Source organism: Chitinophaga sp. CB10 (assembly GCA_001870995.2).
Taxonomy (GTDB): domain Bacteria; phylum Bacteroidota; class Bacteroidia; order Chitinophagales; family Chitinophagaceae; genus Chitinophaga.
Genome location: MLAV02000002.1, coordinates 213313 through 231339, shown reverse-complemented (window position 1 = coordinate 231339; position 18027 = coordinate 213313). Strand labels below are relative to the sequence as shown.

Below are 18027 nucleotides of genomic sequence, written 5' to 3'. Positions count from 1 at the left end.
GTTTTACAGCTGGCAGAATGAAATAAATTGTTTCAGTAAATGATTACTGGCTTCAATTTTTTCCCACATTCCCATGTGTCCTACCTCTTCAAAAATGAAAACGTTGCTGGTTTTTGGCAGCATCACCTGTTGTATTACGCTGGCAGGCGCTACGGCGTTATCATCTTTCCCTATCACAAACAGCACAGGCGTTGTAACGGAAGTCAGTAATCCGGTTAGATCGGGTCGTTGCATCATTGCATTGGTATAGGCAATGAGTGATTCGTCGGGACATTGTACGCACATGTCGATACAAGCCTCCACCAGTTCGGGCTTTTTAGTTTTGGTTGCCGGGCTAAACAGATTAGGGATCGTTTGCCGGGTAAATAGTTCGCCACCATGTTGCTGGATAAAGGCCATGGATTTTCTACGTGTATCCTTTTTCTCTTCCGTATCGGCGGCTGCCGTGGAGTGAAAAAGGCCGAGTCCTTTGATTACTTCCGGGTGTTGCTGCAGCAGCGCGAGCGCTACATAGCCTCCCATGGAGTGACCGATTACTACCGCTTCTTTTATATTTTCTGCTAACAGTATGGAATATACGTAGTCTGCCATGGCGGCAATGGTAAGCCCCTCTGTAAGTTGCGATTTTCCTGTACCGGGAAGGTTGGGCAGTATCAACCGGCAATCCCCGCTAAGGGCTTCCTGTTGTGGTTTCCACACTTCGTTGTTCTCTGAAAATCCGTGAATGAGTACTACCGCCGGGCCCTGTCCAATGTCCTGATAGGTGCCATTTCCATTATTGATTGTTTTCCACATTGCTGATACCTGGAATAAACCGTGAAAAAATAGCATGTATCAGTAACAAGATACAAAATATTATCGCTCCCTTCGAAATAAGATCTCCATATTTTACGTAGAACGTAGTATCGTACCGCGGTGTTACAGGCGCTTTAAAAACAGCCGGTTCCCAATAGGGCTGCGGTTGATAGATGTTGCCATATGGGTCCACCACTGCGGAAATACCGGTATTGGCGCTGCGGGCAATCCACTTCCTCGTTTCAATGGCGCGCAGGCGGGCGTATTGCATATGCTGCCGGTGCCCGTCCGTATTGCCCCACCAGCCATCGTTGGTGATGATAACCAGCATGTTGGCGCCGGCCCTTGCACGGTTGGCTACATAGTTACTGAAAACGGATTCGTAACAGATGGTAGGAAAAACGTTTATGTTATGCGCTGGGTCTGTCAGCATTTCACTGGCAGGCGTGCGGCCGTAGCTGCCGGTGATGCCGCCCATGTCCAGCGCGAGTTTTTTCATGAAGTTGAGGTAACGCACGTAGGGCACCAGCTCTACGCCGGGCACCAGCTCGTATTTATGGTATATCTGGATGGCGTTGGAGGTATCTATTTGCAGGGCGCTGTTGAAGGCGTCCCAGTGGGTGCCGTCTTCCATGGCGCGGCTCCCTTCCGCCGCTTCATCCGGCTGCCGGTATTGCTTCAGCGTAACGGCGCCGCTGATGATCTTAGCCTGCGGATGCTTCCGGAGGAATTCGCGGATGGCGGTGATTTCCGGCGTATAGTTCAGTTGCTCTTCCCAGCCGCCCTGCGGAAACAGCGCAGTTTCCGGCCAGATGATATAACGGGTATTGCTATCCGTTTTTTCCCCGGAGAGGCGGAGCAGTTTTTCTACCTGCTGCATGGAATTGCCGCCGGCGAACTTCTCGTCGTACGGGTCGATATTGGGCTGGACGACCACCACGTTGATTTGTTTGGACGGGTCATCCGCCACGGGATGGATGAACAGGTTGGCCAGCAGCGGCAGCAATACCACCAGCGCCGGCTTCCAAATCTCATTTTTCCCTATTTCACTGACCGATAAATCGTGTATCCGTGCCCGTTTCCATGCCGCATAAATAAGGATATTGGTCAGCAGTACCCATACGGTACCGCCGCTGGCGCCGGTGATTTCATACCACTGCACCCAGCCGGGATGCATGGCAAACGCGTTGCCCAGTACCAGCCACGGCCAGCTCAGTTCCCAGGTTTGGTGGATGTATTCAAATGTGAGCCAGTACACGATGAGGGCAAAAAAGCTGGTGGTAGCGGAGAGCCTGCGCCGGCTGTTCTTGTACATCAGCCAGGGGATCGTCATCAGGAAGGCGTTGAAGCTGTTGGCAAATACGCCGCTGACAGGTACGGGGGTATTGCCCACCCACCAGGTGCTGCCTGCGTTCCAGATAAGGAAGGCGAGGAATATCAGCCCGAAGTAAGCGCCCCGGTGCTTTACTTTTTCTGTAATGTAAAACAGGGGGGTAAGGGCGATAAATATCAGCGGGGTAAACGGCATGGTGGGCCAGGAAAGCCAGAGCAGCAATCCGCTTACGATACTTAATATGACGATACGCAGGTTCATATGCGAGTTCAGGGAATAGACGGCAACGAAGATAAGTGGGGAATGGTACAAAACAAAAGGCAGGCGGCGATTATAACAGGATATTAATTAATTGCCCCGCTGGCCTGTCCTGAAAGCAAAACACCGCAGTTCCCCCTTGCGGTACGAACTGCGGCGCCTTATTATTTAACTGCTTTACGCTTATCTGCTGTAGTTAGGTGCTTCCTTGGTGATCACCACATCATGCGGGTGGTTTTCTTTAACAGTGGCAGCGGTGATTTTCACGAACTGCGCTCCCTGTAAAGCTTTCACATCTTTGGAACCGGTGAGGCCCATACCTGCACGAAGCCCGCCAACAAACTGCTGGATTACTTCGGAGAGGTAGCCTTTATACGGTACGCGACCTACGATACCTTCCGGTACCAGTTTCTTGATATCGTCTTCATCCTGGAAGTAACGGTCTTTACTGCCTTCCTGCATGGCTTCGATGGAACCCATACCACGGTAGGATTTGAACTTACGGCCTTCGTAGATGATGGTTTCCCCGGGGGATTCTTCCACACCGGCGAAGATAGAACCGGCCATGATGCAGGATGCGCCGGCAGCGAGGGCTTTCACCATATCGCCGGTATAGCGGATACCGCCATCGGCAATAACGGGGATGCCTTGTTTTTTGAGCGCATCAGCGGCGTCCATTACAGCGCTCAGCTGAGGGAAACCGGCTCCGGTTACGATACGGGTAGTGCAGATGGAACCGGGTCCAACGCCTACTTTGACCGCATCGGCGCCAGCGGCAGCGAGCGCGAGTGCGCCTTCCGCAGTGGCTACGTTACCGGCGATCACCTGTAATTTAGGGAATGCTTTTTTCAGTTTTTTCAGGGTGTTGATCACTGCGATGGAGTGGCCATGAGAGCTGTCGAGGCAAACCACGTCCACGCCTACATTGATCAGTGCCTGCGCGCGATCCAGCACATCAGGCGTAATGCCCAGCGCGGCGCCTACCAGTAAGCGGCCGAATTCGTCCTTCACTGCGTTGGGATAGCTGGTCAGCTGGAGGATATCACGATAGGTGATGAGGCCTACCAGTTTACCCTGCTTATTTACCACAGGCAGTTTTTCAATCTTGTATTGCTGGAGGATTTTTTCCGCCTTTTTCAGGTCGGTACCTTCAGGAGCGGTGATCAGCTTTTCGCTGGTCATCACTTCCTTCACGAGGCGTTTTTTATTTTTCTCGAAACGCAGGTCCCTGTTGGTCAGAATGCCAATCAGCTTGCTGGCGTCGTCAACGATTGGAATACCACCAATGCCGTTGTCTTTCATGAGCTTCAGCGCCTGGCCGATAGTGGCGTCCGGCTGTAAGGTAACGGGGTCCATAATCAGACCGCTTTCGCTACGCTTCACACGGCGTACCATTTCCGCCTGTCTTTCAATGCTCATGTTTTTGTGGAGAATACCTATTCCACCCTCTCTCGCCAGGGCGATAGCCAGGTTGGCTTCCGTAACAGTATCCATAGCGGCAGATACCATCGGTAAATTGAGCCGTATGTTCTTTGTTAATTGCGTAGAGATATTTACATCTTTCGGATGAACTTCAGAGTAGGCCGGAACGAGGAGTACATCATCAAATGTCAGTCCGTCAGCTACAAATTTGGGTTTAGATTTTCCCGCAGGCATGATGCAACTATTTGTCAGTTAAAAAATAATTGCACGCAAATGTACACCTATTTGCGCAATAAATAAAATTTCACTGTTAAGCGGTTGTGAATTCCCCATTCCTGACGCTCATATGACAGGTTCATAGATTTGCCCCGGCAAACACCTCACCAGGCATTGCATTTCCAGGTTAAATACGGCTACGGCTATCTGACTGCCGCTTAGGCGGCTAAGTACATATATATCTTCGAGATGCAACTGCTTATTCTGCTGAAAGAGCTGCATGATGGTCCGTTCTTCCGGGGATAACTCCACGAACAGTGATGGCTGCCGGCCCGCGACGGGGCTTACGGAGGTCCGTTCCCAGCCCATGGCGTTCATAACGTCCGCAGCGCAGGTGATAAGGACGGCCTTGTTTTTCCGGATCAGCTCATGGCAGCCGGCGGAATACCATTCGCCCGCCCGGCCGGGGAAGCAGAATACATCCCGGTTATAGGCGCCGGCCATGGCTGCCGTGATGAGGGAGCCGCCTTTCATCCCGCTCTCTATCACTATTGTGGCATCTGCCAGGCCAGCTACAATCCTGTTTCGCCGGGGGAAGTGCTGCTTATCCGGCGGGGTATGGCGGGGATATTCGGTCAGCAGTCCGCCGCATTGCTCCATGCTGGCGGCTATGTGGCTGTGCGCCGCAGGATACATGCGATCCAGCCCGTGGGCCAGCACCCCGATGGTAGGGGCTTTGGCCGCCACGGCGGTGGCATGCGCCAGGACGTCCACCCCGTAGGCGAGGCCGCTGACAATGGTAACGCCATTACTGCATAATTCTTTTACCAGCTGCTCGCAGATCCGGATGCCATAGGCGGATGGCTGCCTGGTGCCTACTATACTCACCATCCGGCCGGCATTGAGAGAGGCGTTGCCCCTGAAATACAGCAGGGCAGGGGCATCCAGACAGGTGCGCAGCCGCCCCGGGTACTTTTCATCTCCATAAAAAATTACCTGGATATTATTTTCCTCAATGAACCGGAGTTCCTGCTCTACCTCCCGGAAGTCCGTAAAGTCCTTGATGGCGGCGGCTCTTGCGCTGCCTACCTGCTCTATCCGTTCCAGTTCGTGGCGGCGGGCCTGAAAAATAGCGGTAGCGGTGGGGAAGTGATCCAGCAGCTTCCTGATGGTAACGTCTCCAATCATAGGAACCTGCGTTAATGCAATCTGGTACATTAATTCGGAGGGCATAACAAACAATTTTAGTCTTTTAAATTACAATTATTCCCCTTTAGTTTTTTCTTGCACAGGTGATTTATTTTTGCAGCAACCAATTTATATTTTATGAAGATGATAAGGCTTTTGGGAGTAGTATTGCTGGCGGCGCTGGCAGCCTGTAAAACGGGGCAGCCAGCCGTTGGCCACGCGCCTGCCAATACCGCGCTGGTTCCCCAGGGAGCCGCCTGGGCGGCATTGTGGCAGCAACAGTCAGGGGAGTACAAGGCATTATGCCTGCAAGCCTACCAGCTGGCAGCGCTGCGACTGGATCAGTACCTTGCCCAAAGCCACGGGAAGCCCCTGGCAGTGGTAACGGATATTGATGAAACCGTGCTGGACAACAGCCCTTATACCGTGCACCAGGCATTGAATAAAAAAGGATACGATGAAAAAAGCTGGGCGGAATGGACGGCCAAAGCCGCCGCAGATACGGTTCCCGGAGCGCCTGCCTTCTTTAAATACGCCGCCTCCAGGGGCGTGCAGGTATTTTATATCACCAACCGGCTGGAATCGGAGCGGGCAGCTACCCTCCTCAACCTGCAGCGCTTCGGCTTCCCTTATACGGACGATCAGCATCTGTTACTGAAAACGACTACTTCCGGCAAGGAGCCCCGCCGCCAGCAGGTATTGCAGCAGTATGATATCGTGATGTTGTTTGGGGATAACCTGAGCGACTTCTCCGCTATTTTTGACAAGCAGCCAACTACAGCCAGGAACGCCGCTGCGCTGCATGCCGCCGCTGATTTCGGCTCCAGGTTTATAGTATTGCCGAACCCAATGTATGGGGACTGGGAAGGAGCATTGTATGATTTTCAGTACAAATTAAGCGAGCGGCAGAAGGATTCTGTTATGCTGTCCAAATTGAGGAACTACTAATCAGCGCGCAGCTGTATCTTTCTCCCCCCCAAAAAAAAATATTATACCAGGGTCCGTGCTATAGCACGGACCCTGGCTTTTTACCCGGACTGCATACACGCTGAAAGTTTTTATATGCTTATCTGATTGATACGGGAGAAGTTATGGCGAAATCGCCGGGAATGTTGAAAAAAAATTGCCCGGCGGGGTGTCCACCGGGGCGGTCAAATCCGTCTTTATACCGGTGATGGACGATTGTGCGTGTAAAGCGTGACGAAACTACGGCTATTACTGGGTTTTTCGGGCTTTTGGTAGGATTTAAAAAAGCATTGTCTTATCTTGTTACCTAATTAGTGTTTGTACAGGTAAAATGAACAATTGAATTGTCAACCAAGATAGTACCGGAGGAAAAAGAGTTATTACAGCAAGCTGCTGAAGGAAACAGGGAGGCATATGGAAAATTGTATGCCCGGTATTACGATTCCCTATATCATTCCCTTTCCTTTCTGGTAAAATCAGAAACTGAGGCAGAAGAGTTAATACAGGATGCTTTTGTGAAAGCCTGGATCAGCCGTGAAACGCTGATGCTGGTCAGATCTTTTGGCGACTACATTTTTACGGTGGCCAAAAATCTCCGTATTGATAAATTACGGAGCAGGAATACCCGGGCCACTGCCGAACTTACCTGGCAGGAACACCGGCCGGAATCCGAACCCTTGTCAGACGATCTCTATCTGTATAAACAATATTATGAAACCGCCTGGGCTGCCGTGCAACAGCTCCATGGAAAAAAGAAATCCATCTTCCTGCTACGTACCCAGGAAGGCCTTACCTTACAGGAGATTGCCCAACGCGAGGGCATCAGCAGATCAGCTGTGAAGAAACACCTATATACTGCGCTGGAACAAATGAAATCCGCACTGGTCAAACACGGTGAATGGGTTTCGTTAGTGATGCTGTTCATCTGCCAATTCTGTCCGTGAAAATTTTTTTTTGAAAAAGGTGTCCACTTCCTTTTTTACTTACGTCTATCTATTAACAGCATATGAACAAACAAGAAGTAATTGAACTGCTCAGGAAATACGACGCAGGGACTATCTCTGAGCAGGAGCGGCATTCCATGGAACGGTGGTGTAACGGCGCCACGCTTGGCGCATTTGAAGAAATGCTCCGGGAGGCGTTTCCTGACCGCTCATTTCCGGAAGGACAGTTACTTCAACGCAGGCGGCTGGCATTGGAAGCAGGTTTAACAGTAGTTGAGGAGAGAGATAGCGTTCCTGTGGCGCCATTTTATCGCCGCCGGTGGGCCGCAGCCGCGGCAGCCATATGCCTGGTAGCCGGCGCCGCCTGGTGGTATCATGCCTCCAGACCTGTGGCCGTGACGGACGATTTCCAGGCAGCGGCAAAAATACAGCCCGGTCATCATGGGGCTTTGCTCACGCTCGCCAACGGCGAACAGTTGCAGCTTGATAGCCTGGGCAACGGCGTGATCACCACGCAGCAGGGTACCAACCTGCTCATAGATGCCGGAAAACTGAAATATGACGTGCAGCAACAAGGCAATGAAAAGATTGCCTGGAATACTATCACTACGCCGAGGTCCAGGCAGTTTACGCTGATCCTGCCGGATGGTTCCATGCTTTGGATGAATGCCGCCAGCGCGGTGAAGTTCCCCGTGAGCTTTGCCGGCAAAGAACGCAGGATCGAAGTAAGCGGAGAGGTGTACGTAGAAGTAGCGCAGCAACCGAATCAACCATTTTATGTTTCCCTCCCTAACAATACCACTGTAGAAGTGCTGGGCACCAGCTTTAATATAAGTGCTTATAACGACGATAATAATATAGCCGCCACTCTGATAACAGGGGCCATCAACGTAGCAACAACTGGTCACAAGATACAACTGAAACCCGGGCAACAGGCCCTGGTAAATGAAAATAGCAACCAAATATCAATCAACACAAATCCGGACCTTACGAAAGTAATGGCCTGGAAAAACCGACTATTCAATTTTGAGGGCGCCAATATCAAAGATGTAATGAAACAAATATCCAGGTGGTATGATATCGAAGTGGTGTACGAGGGCACGCCCCCGGAAATCGACTTCGGTGGAAAACTGAGCATGGATATGAGTCTGGATGGAATTTTACATGCGTTGAAAGACGCGGAAGTCCATTTTAAGATGAATGATCGCCAACTGACAATAATGCAATAGCAGGCTGAACGCTGTTGCGGCACTTATGAGATTAAGTAACTGAAACTAAAAGGAAAGGACAGTAAAACAGAAAGCTAAGAACTAACATAACTGGTGAACGCTGAGCAATGATCTACCGGAGTGGTCCGGTCTGGGGATGGCTTGCCTTTGCCCAAAAACCAACCAACCAATTTGGAACAAAAAAGCCGGAAGAGAATTCGACCCTCGCTTCCGGCATAGGTTCCAATTGGAAAATCGTCGTACACAACAAAATTTTAAAATCAAAACCCAACCAAAATTATGCAAAAATCTGCAAACCGTTTTACGGTTATGTGGCCGGGATCTACGCGCTGGCTACGCCAGAACGGCGCTCTTAAACATTACTTGTTGGTTATGAAGCTAACCGCTTTCTTAATGTGCTTTACGCTGATGCATGTATATGCCAGTACCTTTTCGCAATCAGTGACAATGTCAGCCAACGGAGCTGGGTTAAAGACCATCTTCTCTGAAATTGAAAGACAGACCGGATATGTGGTATTTTACAACAAAGCCTTGCTGGCCAATACCGGCAAGGTGACCGTACATGCTAATAATACCCCGCTCAAAGCGTTCCTGGACGAAATTTTTGCGAATCAACCATTGAAATATCGTATTGACGGGTCGAACATCGTGCTGACCCGCAAGCCGGCCGGCGCTGAAAACGCTGCCACTCCCGCCTGGGCTGTGCCCATTCCGGTAATTGTCCGTGGTAAGATCACCGACGCCTCCGGCAACGCGCTGCCGGGCGCTACGGTGTATGTCAAGGACCATAAGGACCGGTTTGCCGTGGCAGACGCCAAAGGAAACTATTCCCTCAAATGCTTTGAAGGGGATGTACTCGTGTTTTCCTACATCGGTTATAAGGCCACCGAAGTGAAAGTAGCCAACAACTATAACATCAATGTATCCCTGCAGGATGACCAGAAGAATATCAAGGACGTGGTGATCACCGGTATGATGGTACGTAAAAAGGAAAGTTTCACCGGGGCTACCTCTTCCTTCACCGGGGAGCAGCTGAAGACGGTGAATAACCAGAATATCGTTTCCAGCCTTAAACTGCTGGATCCTTCCTTTGTTCAGATTGAAAACAACCTGGCGGGCTCCAACCCGAACGTGCTGCCTACCATTGAATTGCGCGGTCAAACCAGTATCACCAGCTCCGGCCTCCGGGACCAGTTTTCCAACGATCCTAACCAGCCGCTGTTTATCCTCAATGGTTTTGAAACCACGCTGCAAACCATCGTGGACCTCGATATCAACCTGATTGCTTCCGTGACAATCCTGAAAGATGCCGCCTCCACGGCCATCTACGGTTCCAGGGCTTCCAACGGGGTGATTGTGGTGGAAACCAAAAAACCGGTTCCCGGCAAGCTGCGCGTGAGCTACACGGCCGACCTCCGGGCAGAGCTGCCGGATCTCTCTTCCTATAACATGATGAACGCCAGCGAAAAACTGCAGTTTGAAAAGCTCGCCGGCGCCTACGACGAAATGTCCAGCAACCCGCAATACCAGGTGTATTTGGATACGATTTACAATGCGCACCTGCGCAATGTGCTGCGCGGCGTAAATACCTATTGGCTCAATAAACCGCTGCAAACCGGTATTACCCAGCGTCATGCGGTGAATGCTTCCGGCGGGGATAATACTTTCCAATACGAAGTAGGATTTAACTACCGTGCGAACTCCGCTACCATGATAGGTTCCAAGCATAATGACTGGGGCGTAACGCTGAACCTGTTCTATAACAGCAAAAAGGTAAGGATAGGTAACATGGCGTATGTGAGCGGCAATAACACCGCCAACTCCCCGTATGGCAGCTTCTCTACCTGGGCAAATGCCAATCCTTATTACGAAATCCCGTCGGATCACTCACAGCCTTACCTGGAGCAGATCCGCACCGGTTACAGCCCGATGAACAGGAATATTATCAACCCTTATTATAACGCGGGAGTAGGCAGCTATGATAAAGGTAACGGCTATACGATCACAGATAACTTCCAGGTGAATATCGATGTGAATAAAAACTTCCGGATACAGGGTAACGGGCAGATACAAAAAGGGATGACTGAATCATCCGTATTTGTATCTGCGTTGAATACGCAGTACCTTACCCAGTCTGATCCGGCATTGAGAGGCTCCTATAACTTTTCCCGACTGTCGCCATTCTCTTATAATGCAAACGTGAGCGCTACGTACAGCAAGCTGTTTGCAGAACGTCATTCCCTGACCGCCTATGCACGCGCCGAAGCCGCTGAAAGCAGGAACAGCGCCAATGGCTACAAAGCGATAGGCTTCCCTAATATCAGCAATGGTAACCCGGCATTTGCCTATGGTTACGAACAAAGCGGTGTTCCTAACGTTGCCAACTCTGTTACGAGAAGAAATTCCTTTATCGGTTCTGTGAACTACTCCTACGATGGCCGGTACAACGTGGACCTGAATGCCAGCTTCGACGGTTCTACGGCGTTTGGTTCCAATAAACGTTATCAGCCTTACTATTCTGTAGGCGGTAGCTGGAACCTGCACCGGGAGCGCTTTATCAAAGCACTGGGAATATTCGATAACCTGCGCTTGCGCGGAAACATCGGTTTGACCGGTAACCAGAACTTCGGTAACGTAAGTGAGTCGGTGTACAAATACTATTCTTCCATTAATGGATTTGGGCAGGGCGTGTACCTCAGCGCGTTGGGCGCTCCTGACCTGAAATGGCAAAACACCCTGCAAACCAGCTTTGGTATTGATGCGGACTTGCTGAAGAGCCGCGTGAAATTACAGATCAACGGTTACCGCAAGCTCACTGATCCGCTGGTGGTGGCTATTACCCTGCCTTCTTCCACCGGTTTGAGCGACTATCCGTTTAACGCGGGTACCTCTGTGGTGAACGGTTGGGAATTCATGGCAACCGTTTATCCTATCTTCAAGAAGGATGTGGTATGGTCCGTTGGTATTACCGGCGCATTACTCAAACAGCATTATAAAAATTTCAACAATAAGCTGGCGGGTTTAAATAAGGAATTGCAAAACAGTAACTCCCTGACCAGGTATAAGGATGGTTACAGCTCTTACGACCTCTGGGCTGTTGTTTCGCAGGGCATTGATCCGGCTACCGGCAGAGAAGTCTTTTTGCGCAAAGACGGTCAGCAGACCTTCGTGTATGACGCTACCGACCAGGTGCGGGTAGGTACCACCAACCCCAAAGCCCAGGGCGCGTTCAACTCTGCCCTGAGTTACTACGGCATACGTGCCAGCGTGTACTTCAGCTATATCTACAGCAGGGATCAATTCAATACCGTATTATACAATAAAGTGGAAAACATCACTTATGCGCAATTATCCAACAACCAGGACAGACGCGCGCTGTACGACCGGTGGAAGCAACCGGGAGATGTGGTGCCTTTCAAGTCCATCGCTGACAGCAGGTCTACGCCAATGTCTTCCCGCTTTGTTCAGAATGAAAGTACCATCTCATTGTCTTCCCTTAACATAGGTTATGAGTTCAGGGACAAGAGGTGGTTAAACGCAGCTAATCTAGCCTCTTTGAATATCAGCGCATTTACCAATGACTTGTTCTATATCTCTACCGTAAAAAGAGAAAGAGGAATTGATTATCCATTTGCAAAGTCTGTATCGCTCTCTGTCAGAGCTACTTTCAAATAAGTTGTAAAAAATTGATAGCATGAAAATTTACATATATACGCTGGCGTTGGCAACACTGGGTTTTACCGGTTGCAAAAAGTGGATGGACGTAAAACCGGAAGATAAATTCCTGGAGGAACAATTGTACTCTTCCCGGCAGGGATTTGAAACCAGTATCAATGGTTTCTACCTTGGCAACAATGATGTAAACCTGTATGGCAGTACGCTTACCATGACTACCATGGACATCCTGGCGCAGTTGTACAGCGCCTCCTTTGATTCCAAGAACCCCAACTACCCGATGCAGTCGTACAAATACAGCGACGACCTGGCTAAAGGGTTGATCGACCGGATCTGGACGAAGATGTATGTGAACATCGCAGGGGTGAATAACTTCCTTGCTGCGGTAGACAAATACGGGAGCGTAATGGATTCTTCCGCCAGGAGCATGTACCGGGGCGAGGCGCTGGGGCTCCGCGCTTTTTATTACCTGGACCTGGTGCGTATGTTTACGCCTGCCTATACGCAGGATTCCACTGTGCAGCTGTTGCCTTATTACACCAAGGTAGGAAACGATATATCGCCGTTTTACCCGACCAACCAGGTGATGCAGTTTATCCTGGACGATTTGACCAAAGCAGAGCAATTGCTCCTTGCAGCGGACCCGGCTGCCAAACAGGCAAGGGTGAGCGCCTTATCTACCGCGAGGGAGCGTACTACCCGCAACTACCGCATGAATTACTACGCCGTAAAAGCGCTGAAGGCAAGGGCTTATATGTGGATGGGCAACAAGCCTGCCGCTTTGGCCGCTGCCAAAGCCGTGATGGCGGATCAGAGCAAGTTCCCGTGGACGAATACGGACGACCTGAAATCGCCTGAATACAGCAACAAGATTTTTGCTACGGAAATGATCATGGGGACGGAATACATCCGGCTGCTGGATATATTCAATAACAACTTCATCTCCACGCTGGATGGTACCGTCCTGCTGGCGCCGGAAAGCACTGGCGCATTTATTAACCAGACTGTTTTCGAAGGTATATCCGCTGACTACAGGTACCAGTATAACTGGAAGATCGTAGCAAAGGCGTACCCGACGTTTGTAAAATACCAGGATACGAATAACAGCGGTTATGCTTCCAACAGAACGGTGCCTTTGATCCGCATGAGCGAGATGTATCTCATTGCAGCGGAGTGCGAGCCGGACCTTGCCACCGCCAAATCCTACCTGAATGAGATACGCGTAAAACGGAACTTCGGGGCCCTGTCGGATAACGCGACCAGCGTGGAGCTGACGACCGCTATCCTGAAAGAATACAGAAGGGAATTCATCGGCGAAGGGCAGCTGTTCTATTTCTATAAGCGAACCAAAGCCACTTCCATCATCGCTGGTAATACCAACAAGGCGCTTACCATGAGCAGTGCGAACTACACCTTCCCGATTCCATTATCAGAAACCACTCCAAGATAATTACAGATAAAAACTGCTACTATGAAGAAAGTAATTTTATCTATACTGATATTAACAGGCTTCCTTGCCTGCAAGAAGGAAGAAATAGCTGTGTATAGTAATGAGGCAACAGGCGCCAGTATTTATTTTCCAAGGCAGGAAGTGGATTCCACGGGGGATATATACTTCTCCTTTGGTTATATCAAATCCACCATCACCGATACGGCGGTGAGCATCCTGATACGCACCCTGGGTGCGCCAACGCCATACGACAGGCCTTATAACCTGAAGATCATGGATAGCAGCACCGCTACGCCTGATATGTACACGATCGCCAATAAAACGCTGGCTATCCCGGCGGGTAAAACGGCGGATACGCTGATCATTAAGCTGCACCGTGTACCGGCTTTGCAGAAGAAAAGCTACATGCTCAACCTGGAACTGCACGCCAACGAGCATTTCAATGAAAACTATTACGAGAATATATTAACGCCCGGCAGCACCAAACCTAAACGCTACTATACCCGCATGCGGGTGAGTATCGATGATATTGCCGGCCCGCCGGACTGGTGGCGCCAGGGCAACGCCGCCTATTCCTTTGCCAACGGTTATTTCGGCGCGTTCAGTACGCTCAAGTTCCAGTTGCTGCTTACTTATTACAATGTGGATCCGCTGGAACTGACAGCGCCTAACTGGCCGATGCAGGAAGGTAATATCTATCGCATTATTGCCTGGGCAGGCGGCTTAAAAGCTTACCTCGCCGCTATGCAGGCGCAGGGCACTCCAATTTTGGAGGCGGATGGAACCCCCATGAAAATGGGAGTGAATGCCCAATAATTATTCACCATTTTTACACGGCTTAATATGTATCGTTCTATAAAAATAGTTGCTTTCTTAGCAGTGTCGGCCATCGCAATTTTATCCGGTTGCAGAAAGGACCTGGGAAATTATTCTTACAACGAAATCAATAACGGCAGCATCAGTGGTATTGACTCTGCTTATTCCGTCCGCCAGGGCGCACAGTTGAAAATTAATCCTGTGCTGGAATTCACCATGGAGAAGGATACCTCCAAATATACCTATGAGTGGTTTAGCCTGGATGGCCTGGCCAATCCTATTATCCGCAGAACGATGGCCAGGACGCTTAACCTGGACTGGACCGTTTCCCTGCCGGCGAAGGACAATGCCTACAAAGTATATTTCAAGGTAACGGAAAAGAGTACGGGCCAAAGCTGGAACACTTATACCATGCTGAAGGTATCCACCAACATTGCAGATGGCTGGGCTATCCTCAACGAAGTGAACGGTGCTGCGCGATTGGATTATTTGAACTACCTGCCTGCCACGGATTCTTTTGAGTACTATAAAGACATCCTGGCTACCCAGCAGTCCATAGTGCTGAAAGGGAAGCCGGTTAGTGTTTCCTTCTGGTACAGGAGAAATGCGTTTACGGCGGCGTACACAAAAACGCTGGCCGTAAGTACGGATAATACGACTACGCTGTTCAACACCACGAACAACAAGTTTTCTGATTATACGGACATCTCCAAGAACGTAGCTACCTATAACCCGCCACCTTATTACAGCCTGAGCTTTCAGACAGATGGCAAGGTGGATTACATCGCTTTCATGTACGATAACCTGGGTAACCTGAGTTTCGAAAATGCGACAAGCGGGTATCCGTTTGGCAACCGTATCAACCGCACATCAGACCTTGCGCCGTTCAATATTTCCAAATGGATTGCCACGGAAACACAACAGGTGCCTAACTATGAGCTGATGTATGATACGGATCACAAACGGTTTATGGAGCACAGGGGTACCAATTCCTACAGTACCATTGCCGCCAATACCAATGCCGGACAGGGTGGCACGCCACTGTTTGATCCGGCGAATATGGGAATGGAGCTGATGTACATGACTTATACGCAAGCGATAGACGGCCGTATCTATGCAGTGTTTAAAGATAATAGCGGCGCGGTTTACCTCGCCAGGATCAAGGCGGCCTACACCACCTTTATTCCTTTATCGTTCGATAAGATTTCTGATTATGCGCCGAACATTGCCAGTGCAACCAACTTTGCGGTGGATCCATCGGAAGGCTACCTGTTCTATACCATCGGTTCAAAAGTGTACCGCTATACGCCGGACAGGAAGACGAATGTAATGGTGGCTGATTACGGCGATAAGACTATTACGGTATTCAAATTCCAGCGTGTGGTGTACGGCCTTTCCAACGCCCGTTACAAAACCTATGGCTCCAAGTTAATGGTTTGCTCTTATGATGCAGCATCGCCTGCAGGTTCCGGTAAAATGGACCTTTATAACGTGCCTAACCTGGATGGAAATGTAACGCTGTATAAATCTTATACAGGCTTTGATAAAATAGTGAGCGTGACCTATCGAGAGTAATAAACTATCCCTACAACCCATCAAAACCGGAACCGCATTTATTGGGTTCCGGTTTTTTATTTTGATTATAAACTGAGTACGGTAAATACGGTTCTCCTGTTGGCCGCTCTGCCGGCTTCCGTATCATTGCTTTCCACCGGTTGCGTTTCGCCGAAGCCTTTGCTGCTGAGCCTTTCCGCTGCTACGCCGTGTTGTACGAGGTATTTTACGACGGACTTCGCCCTGTTTTCGGAGAGCAACTGGTTGTCCTTATCGCTACCTACATTATCCGTATGTCCGGCAATGAGGATCTTCATGCCGGGGTTATCGTTCATGAGTCGCACCAGCTTGTCCAGTTCCAGTTGTGAAGCGGGCTTCAGCTCATGCTGCTTGCTGTCGAAAAAGATGTTATGCAACACTATACTGGCATTGACGGCAATAGGTTGCAGGGGGATATTCTTTTCAAAGGGTTGACCGGGGTTATGTTCTTTTAAGGAGAAATTATCCGAATAAAAGAGGTAACCTTTTTTATTCACGTGGAAGGCGTAATCCCGCCCTACCGGCAGCGGGGCCAGGAAGTTGCCGGCAGCGTCCGTAGTGAGGCGCGCCACGGGGGTGGATCCTTGCAGGTCGATCACGTCTACCGCGGCCTGCAGGCGTTCGTGGCTGGTACTGTCGTACACAAAGCCTTTTACATACAGCGTTTGCAGCGGTCTTGCTTCGGGGTATAACTCAAAGCTGTAGATATCGAGCGTGCCTTTCCCATCTGCACGGTCGGAGGCGTAATACGCGGTGGCGCCGTTGGCGTCTACGATCAGGGAACCCTCTTCATCGATGGTGTTGATGGGGTAGCCGAGGTTCACGGGTGTACTCCAGGAGCCGTCCGGTTGTTTGCGGGAATAGTAGATATCCAGGCCGCCGTAGCCGGGATGGCCGTTGGAGGCGAAGTACAGCGTTTGCCCGTCCGCGTGAATGAAGGGCGTGGTTTCTTTTCCTTTGGTGTTGATGACGGGGCCGAGGTTTTCCGGCTCGCTCCAGCGGCCGTTTGCCTGCAGGTGAGATACGAAGATGTCGGCGCCGTTGCCGGGCGTTTCCCGTGCGAAATACAACGTTTGATTGTCCGCCGTGAGGGATGGCTGGGACTCCCAGTCCCGCGTGTTTACAGGGGCGCCGAGGTTTTTAGGCGTCGTCCATCCGTTGGGCGTTTTATAAGAGATATAGAGGTCGCAGCTGCCTTTACCTTCCGGGAAATCGCAACCGGTGTACAGTAAAATATTTCCGTCCTGGGAGATGTGCTGTGCGCCTTCATTGAAGGAGGTATTCACGGGCGCGCCCATATCCACGGATTGCCCCCAGCCGTTGCCTTCTTTTTTGCTGATGTAGAAGTCCTCATTGCGGCCATTTACGCGGCGGGTGTACACGAGCGTTTGCCCGTCGATGGTGAGGCTGGGAAAGTACTCCATATCCCTGGAGTTGATATGGTCCCCGAGGTTTTGAGGTTGGAAGGGCACTTGCCTGGCGCTGTTGGCCACTGCGAATTCGTAATTCGCTTTCAGCTTTTCGGCGTTCCGGCTGCTTACTTTGCTGCCGGCCATATACTGGTTCACGAGTTGCAGCGCCCCCCGGAAGTCGCCCATGCCGGCGAGCGCCCGGGAATAGGGGAGCATGATCATACGCATGCTGCTGCTGTCGAGCTGTTTAAATTTTGCAAACGCTTCAGTGGCGGCTTTATAATCTTTTGTTTCGATGTAGCACATGCCCAGTTGGCCGTAAGCGTCCAGGAAGTTGGGGGAGATGCTGATGGCTTCTTTGAGCAGGGGGATGGCTGCGGCGGTATTGTACACTGCAATAGCAGCCTGGGCTTTGTCGAAACTGGCTTTCGCCTTTTTGGGTGCATTGTCGGCCGTTACAACCTGAGCCTGCAGCCTGTGGCTGAAGAGCAGCAGTGCGGCGCAGCAGATGAGCAAGGTTTGTTTCATAGTAGTAATACAACGTGTAAGATAGGAGTTTATTTTTAGTTGCGAGGGGGGAGCGGCATGTACGCGGCGGCGGACAGGCAGCGGGGGAGCGTTGGGTTTAAAGGCGGCCTGGTGGCGTAAGGGAGCCTGCCGGCGCCGGCAGGGGGCTATGACAGGAATATAAAAATAACGGGGAGATGCTGCAGCCGCTGGCTTAGACATC

General features: G+C 50.6%; 13 protein-coding genes. 8 read left to right on the top strand and 5 right to left on the bottom strand.

Going from position 1 to position 18027, the window contains the following annotated elements:
- Positions 1 to 3: 3 nt before the first annotated feature.
- The 4 genes from BOC67_RS04230 to dprA form a co-directional block, all read right to left on the bottom strand.
- Positions 4 to 795, bottom strand: coding sequence for an alpha/beta hydrolase (locus tag BOC67_RS04230; RefSeq protein ID WP_291907706.1), 792 nt, complete (start codon positions 793 to 795; stop codon positions 4 to 6).
- Entirely contained in the window at positions 776 to 2389 is a 1614-nt protein-coding gene (gene lnt / locus BOC67_RS04225) for an apolipoprotein N-acyltransferase (protein WP_291907705.1), read from the bottom strand. The genes BOC67_RS04230 and lnt overlap by 20 nt, the downstream gene beginning before the upstream one ends.
- Positions 2390 to 2569: 180 nt before the next feature.
- Positions 2570 to 4042, bottom strand: coding sequence for an IMP dehydrogenase (guaB, locus tag BOC67_RS04220; protein ID WP_291907702.1), 1473 nt, complete (start codon positions 4040 to 4042; stop codon positions 2570 to 2572).
- 108 nt (positions 4043 to 4150) lie between these two features.
- Positions 4151 to 5257 (bottom strand): DNA-processing protein DprA, encoded by a 1107-nt coding sequence (dprA, locus tag BOC67_RS04215; protein ID WP_291907700.1) that lies wholly within the window; start codon positions 5255 to 5257, stop codon positions 4151 to 4153.
- Positions 5258 to 5350: 93 nt separating this feature from the next.
- Here dprA and BOC67_RS04210 point away from each other — a divergent pair, with 93 nt between their 5' ends.
- The 8 genes from BOC67_RS04210 (at position 5351) to BOC67_RS04175 (ending at position 15867) form a co-directional block, all read left to right on the top strand.
- A complete protein-coding gene (locus BOC67_RS04210; RefSeq protein WP_291907698.1) occupies positions 5351 to 6160 on the top strand; it encodes a 5'-nucleotidase, lipoprotein e(P4) family in 810 nt (269 codons plus the stop codon).
- Between the two features lie 362 nt (positions 6161 to 6522).
- Positions 6523 to 7122 (top strand): RNA polymerase sigma factor, encoded by a 600-nt coding sequence (locus tag BOC67_RS04205; protein ID WP_291907696.1) that lies wholly within the window; start codon positions 6523 to 6525, stop codon positions 7120 to 7122.
- Between the two features lie 62 nt (positions 7123 to 7184).
- The gene (locus BOC67_RS04200) at positions 7185 to 8351 is read left to right on the top strand and encodes a FecR family protein (RefSeq protein WP_291907694.1); all 1167 of its coding nucleotides are present in this window, start codon (positions 7185 to 7187) and stop codon (positions 8349 to 8351) included.
- Positions 8352 to 8458: 107 nt separating this feature from the next.
- Entirely contained in the window at positions 8459 to 8707 is a 249-nt protein-coding gene (locus tag BOC67_RS04195) for a hypothetical protein (protein ID WP_291907693.1), read from the top strand.
- Positions 8708 to 8798: 91 nt separating this feature from the next.
- Entirely contained in the window at positions 8799 to 12026 is a 3228-nt protein-coding gene (locus BOC67_RS04190) for a SusC/RagA family TonB-linked outer membrane protein (protein ID WP_291907690.1), read from the top strand.
- 19 nt (positions 12027 to 12045) lie between these two features.
- Positions 12046 to 13476, top strand: coding sequence for a RagB/SusD family nutrient uptake outer membrane protein (locus BOC67_RS04185; RefSeq protein ID WP_291907688.1), 1431 nt, complete (start codon positions 12046 to 12048; stop codon positions 13474 to 13476).
- A gap of 21 nt (positions 13477 to 13497) precedes the next feature.
- Positions 13498 to 14292, top strand: a complete 795-nt coding sequence (locus tag BOC67_RS04180) for a DUF4843 domain-containing protein (protein ID WP_291907686.1) — start codon at positions 13498 to 13500, stop codon at positions 14290 to 14292.
- A 27-nt stretch (positions 14293 to 14319) separates the two neighbouring features.
- Complete coding sequence (locus tag BOC67_RS04175; protein WP_291907683.1) at positions 14320 to 15867, top strand: PKD-like family lipoprotein; 1548 nt, start codon at positions 14320 to 14322, stop codon at positions 15865 to 15867.
- 65 nt (positions 15868 to 15932) lie between these two features.
- On the opposite strand, the gene BOC67_RS04170 is transcribed toward BOC67_RS04175, so the two are convergent.
- Positions 15933 to 17825 carry an OmpA family protein gene (locus tag BOC67_RS04170; protein WP_291907680.1) on the bottom strand — a complete coding sequence of 631 codons (1893 nt, stop codon included), beginning with the start codon at positions 17823 to 17825 and terminating at the stop codon, positions 15933 to 15935.
- Positions 17826 to 18027: the final 202 nt, after the last annotated feature.

Excerpts from the sequence above, each read along its gene's own strand:
- dprA (WP_291907700.1), bottom strand. The coding sequence starts at position 5,257 with ATGCCCTCCGAATTAATGTACCAGATTGCATTAACGCAGGTTCCTATG.
- BOC67_RS04230 (WP_291907706.1), bottom strand. The coding sequence starts at position 795 with ATGTGGAAAACAATCAATAATGGAAATGGCACCTATCAGGACATTGGA.
- BOC67_RS04210 (WP_291907698.1), top strand. The coding sequence starts at position 5,351 with ATGAAGATGATAAGGCTTTTGGGAGTAGTATTGCTGGCGGCGCTGGCA.
- guaB (WP_291907702.1), bottom strand. The coding sequence starts at position 4,042 with ATGCCTGCGGGAAAATCTAAACCCAAATTTGTAGCTGACGGACTGACA.
- BOC67_RS04200 (WP_291907694.1), top strand. The coding sequence starts at position 7,185 with ATGAACAAACAAGAAGTAATTGAACTGCTCAGGAAATACGACGCAGGG.
- BOC67_RS04170 (WP_291907680.1), bottom strand. The coding sequence starts at position 17,825 with ATGAAACAAACCTTGCTCATCTGCTGCGCCGCACTGCTGCTCTTCAGC.
- BOC67_RS04190 (WP_291907690.1), top strand. The coding sequence starts at position 8,799 with ATGTCAGCCAACGGAGCTGGGTTAAAGACCATCTTCTCTGAAATTGAA.
- BOC67_RS04185 (WP_291907688.1), top strand. The coding sequence starts at position 12,046 with ATGAAAATTTACATATATACGCTGGCGTTGGCAACACTGGGTTTTACC.
- BOC67_RS04180 (WP_291907686.1), top strand. The coding sequence starts at position 13,498 with ATGAAGAAAGTAATTTTATCTATACTGATATTAACAGGCTTCCTTGCC.
- BOC67_RS04175 (WP_291907683.1), top strand. The coding sequence starts at position 14,320 with ATGTATCGTTCTATAAAAATAGTTGCTTTCTTAGCAGTGTCGGCCATC.
- lnt (WP_291907705.1), bottom strand. The coding sequence starts at position 2,389 with ATGAACCTGCGTATCGTCATATTAAGTATCGTAAGCGGATTGCTGCTC.
- BOC67_RS04195 (WP_291907693.1), top strand. The coding sequence starts at position 8,459 with ATGATCTACCGGAGTGGTCCGGTCTGGGGATGGCTTGCCTTTGCCCAA.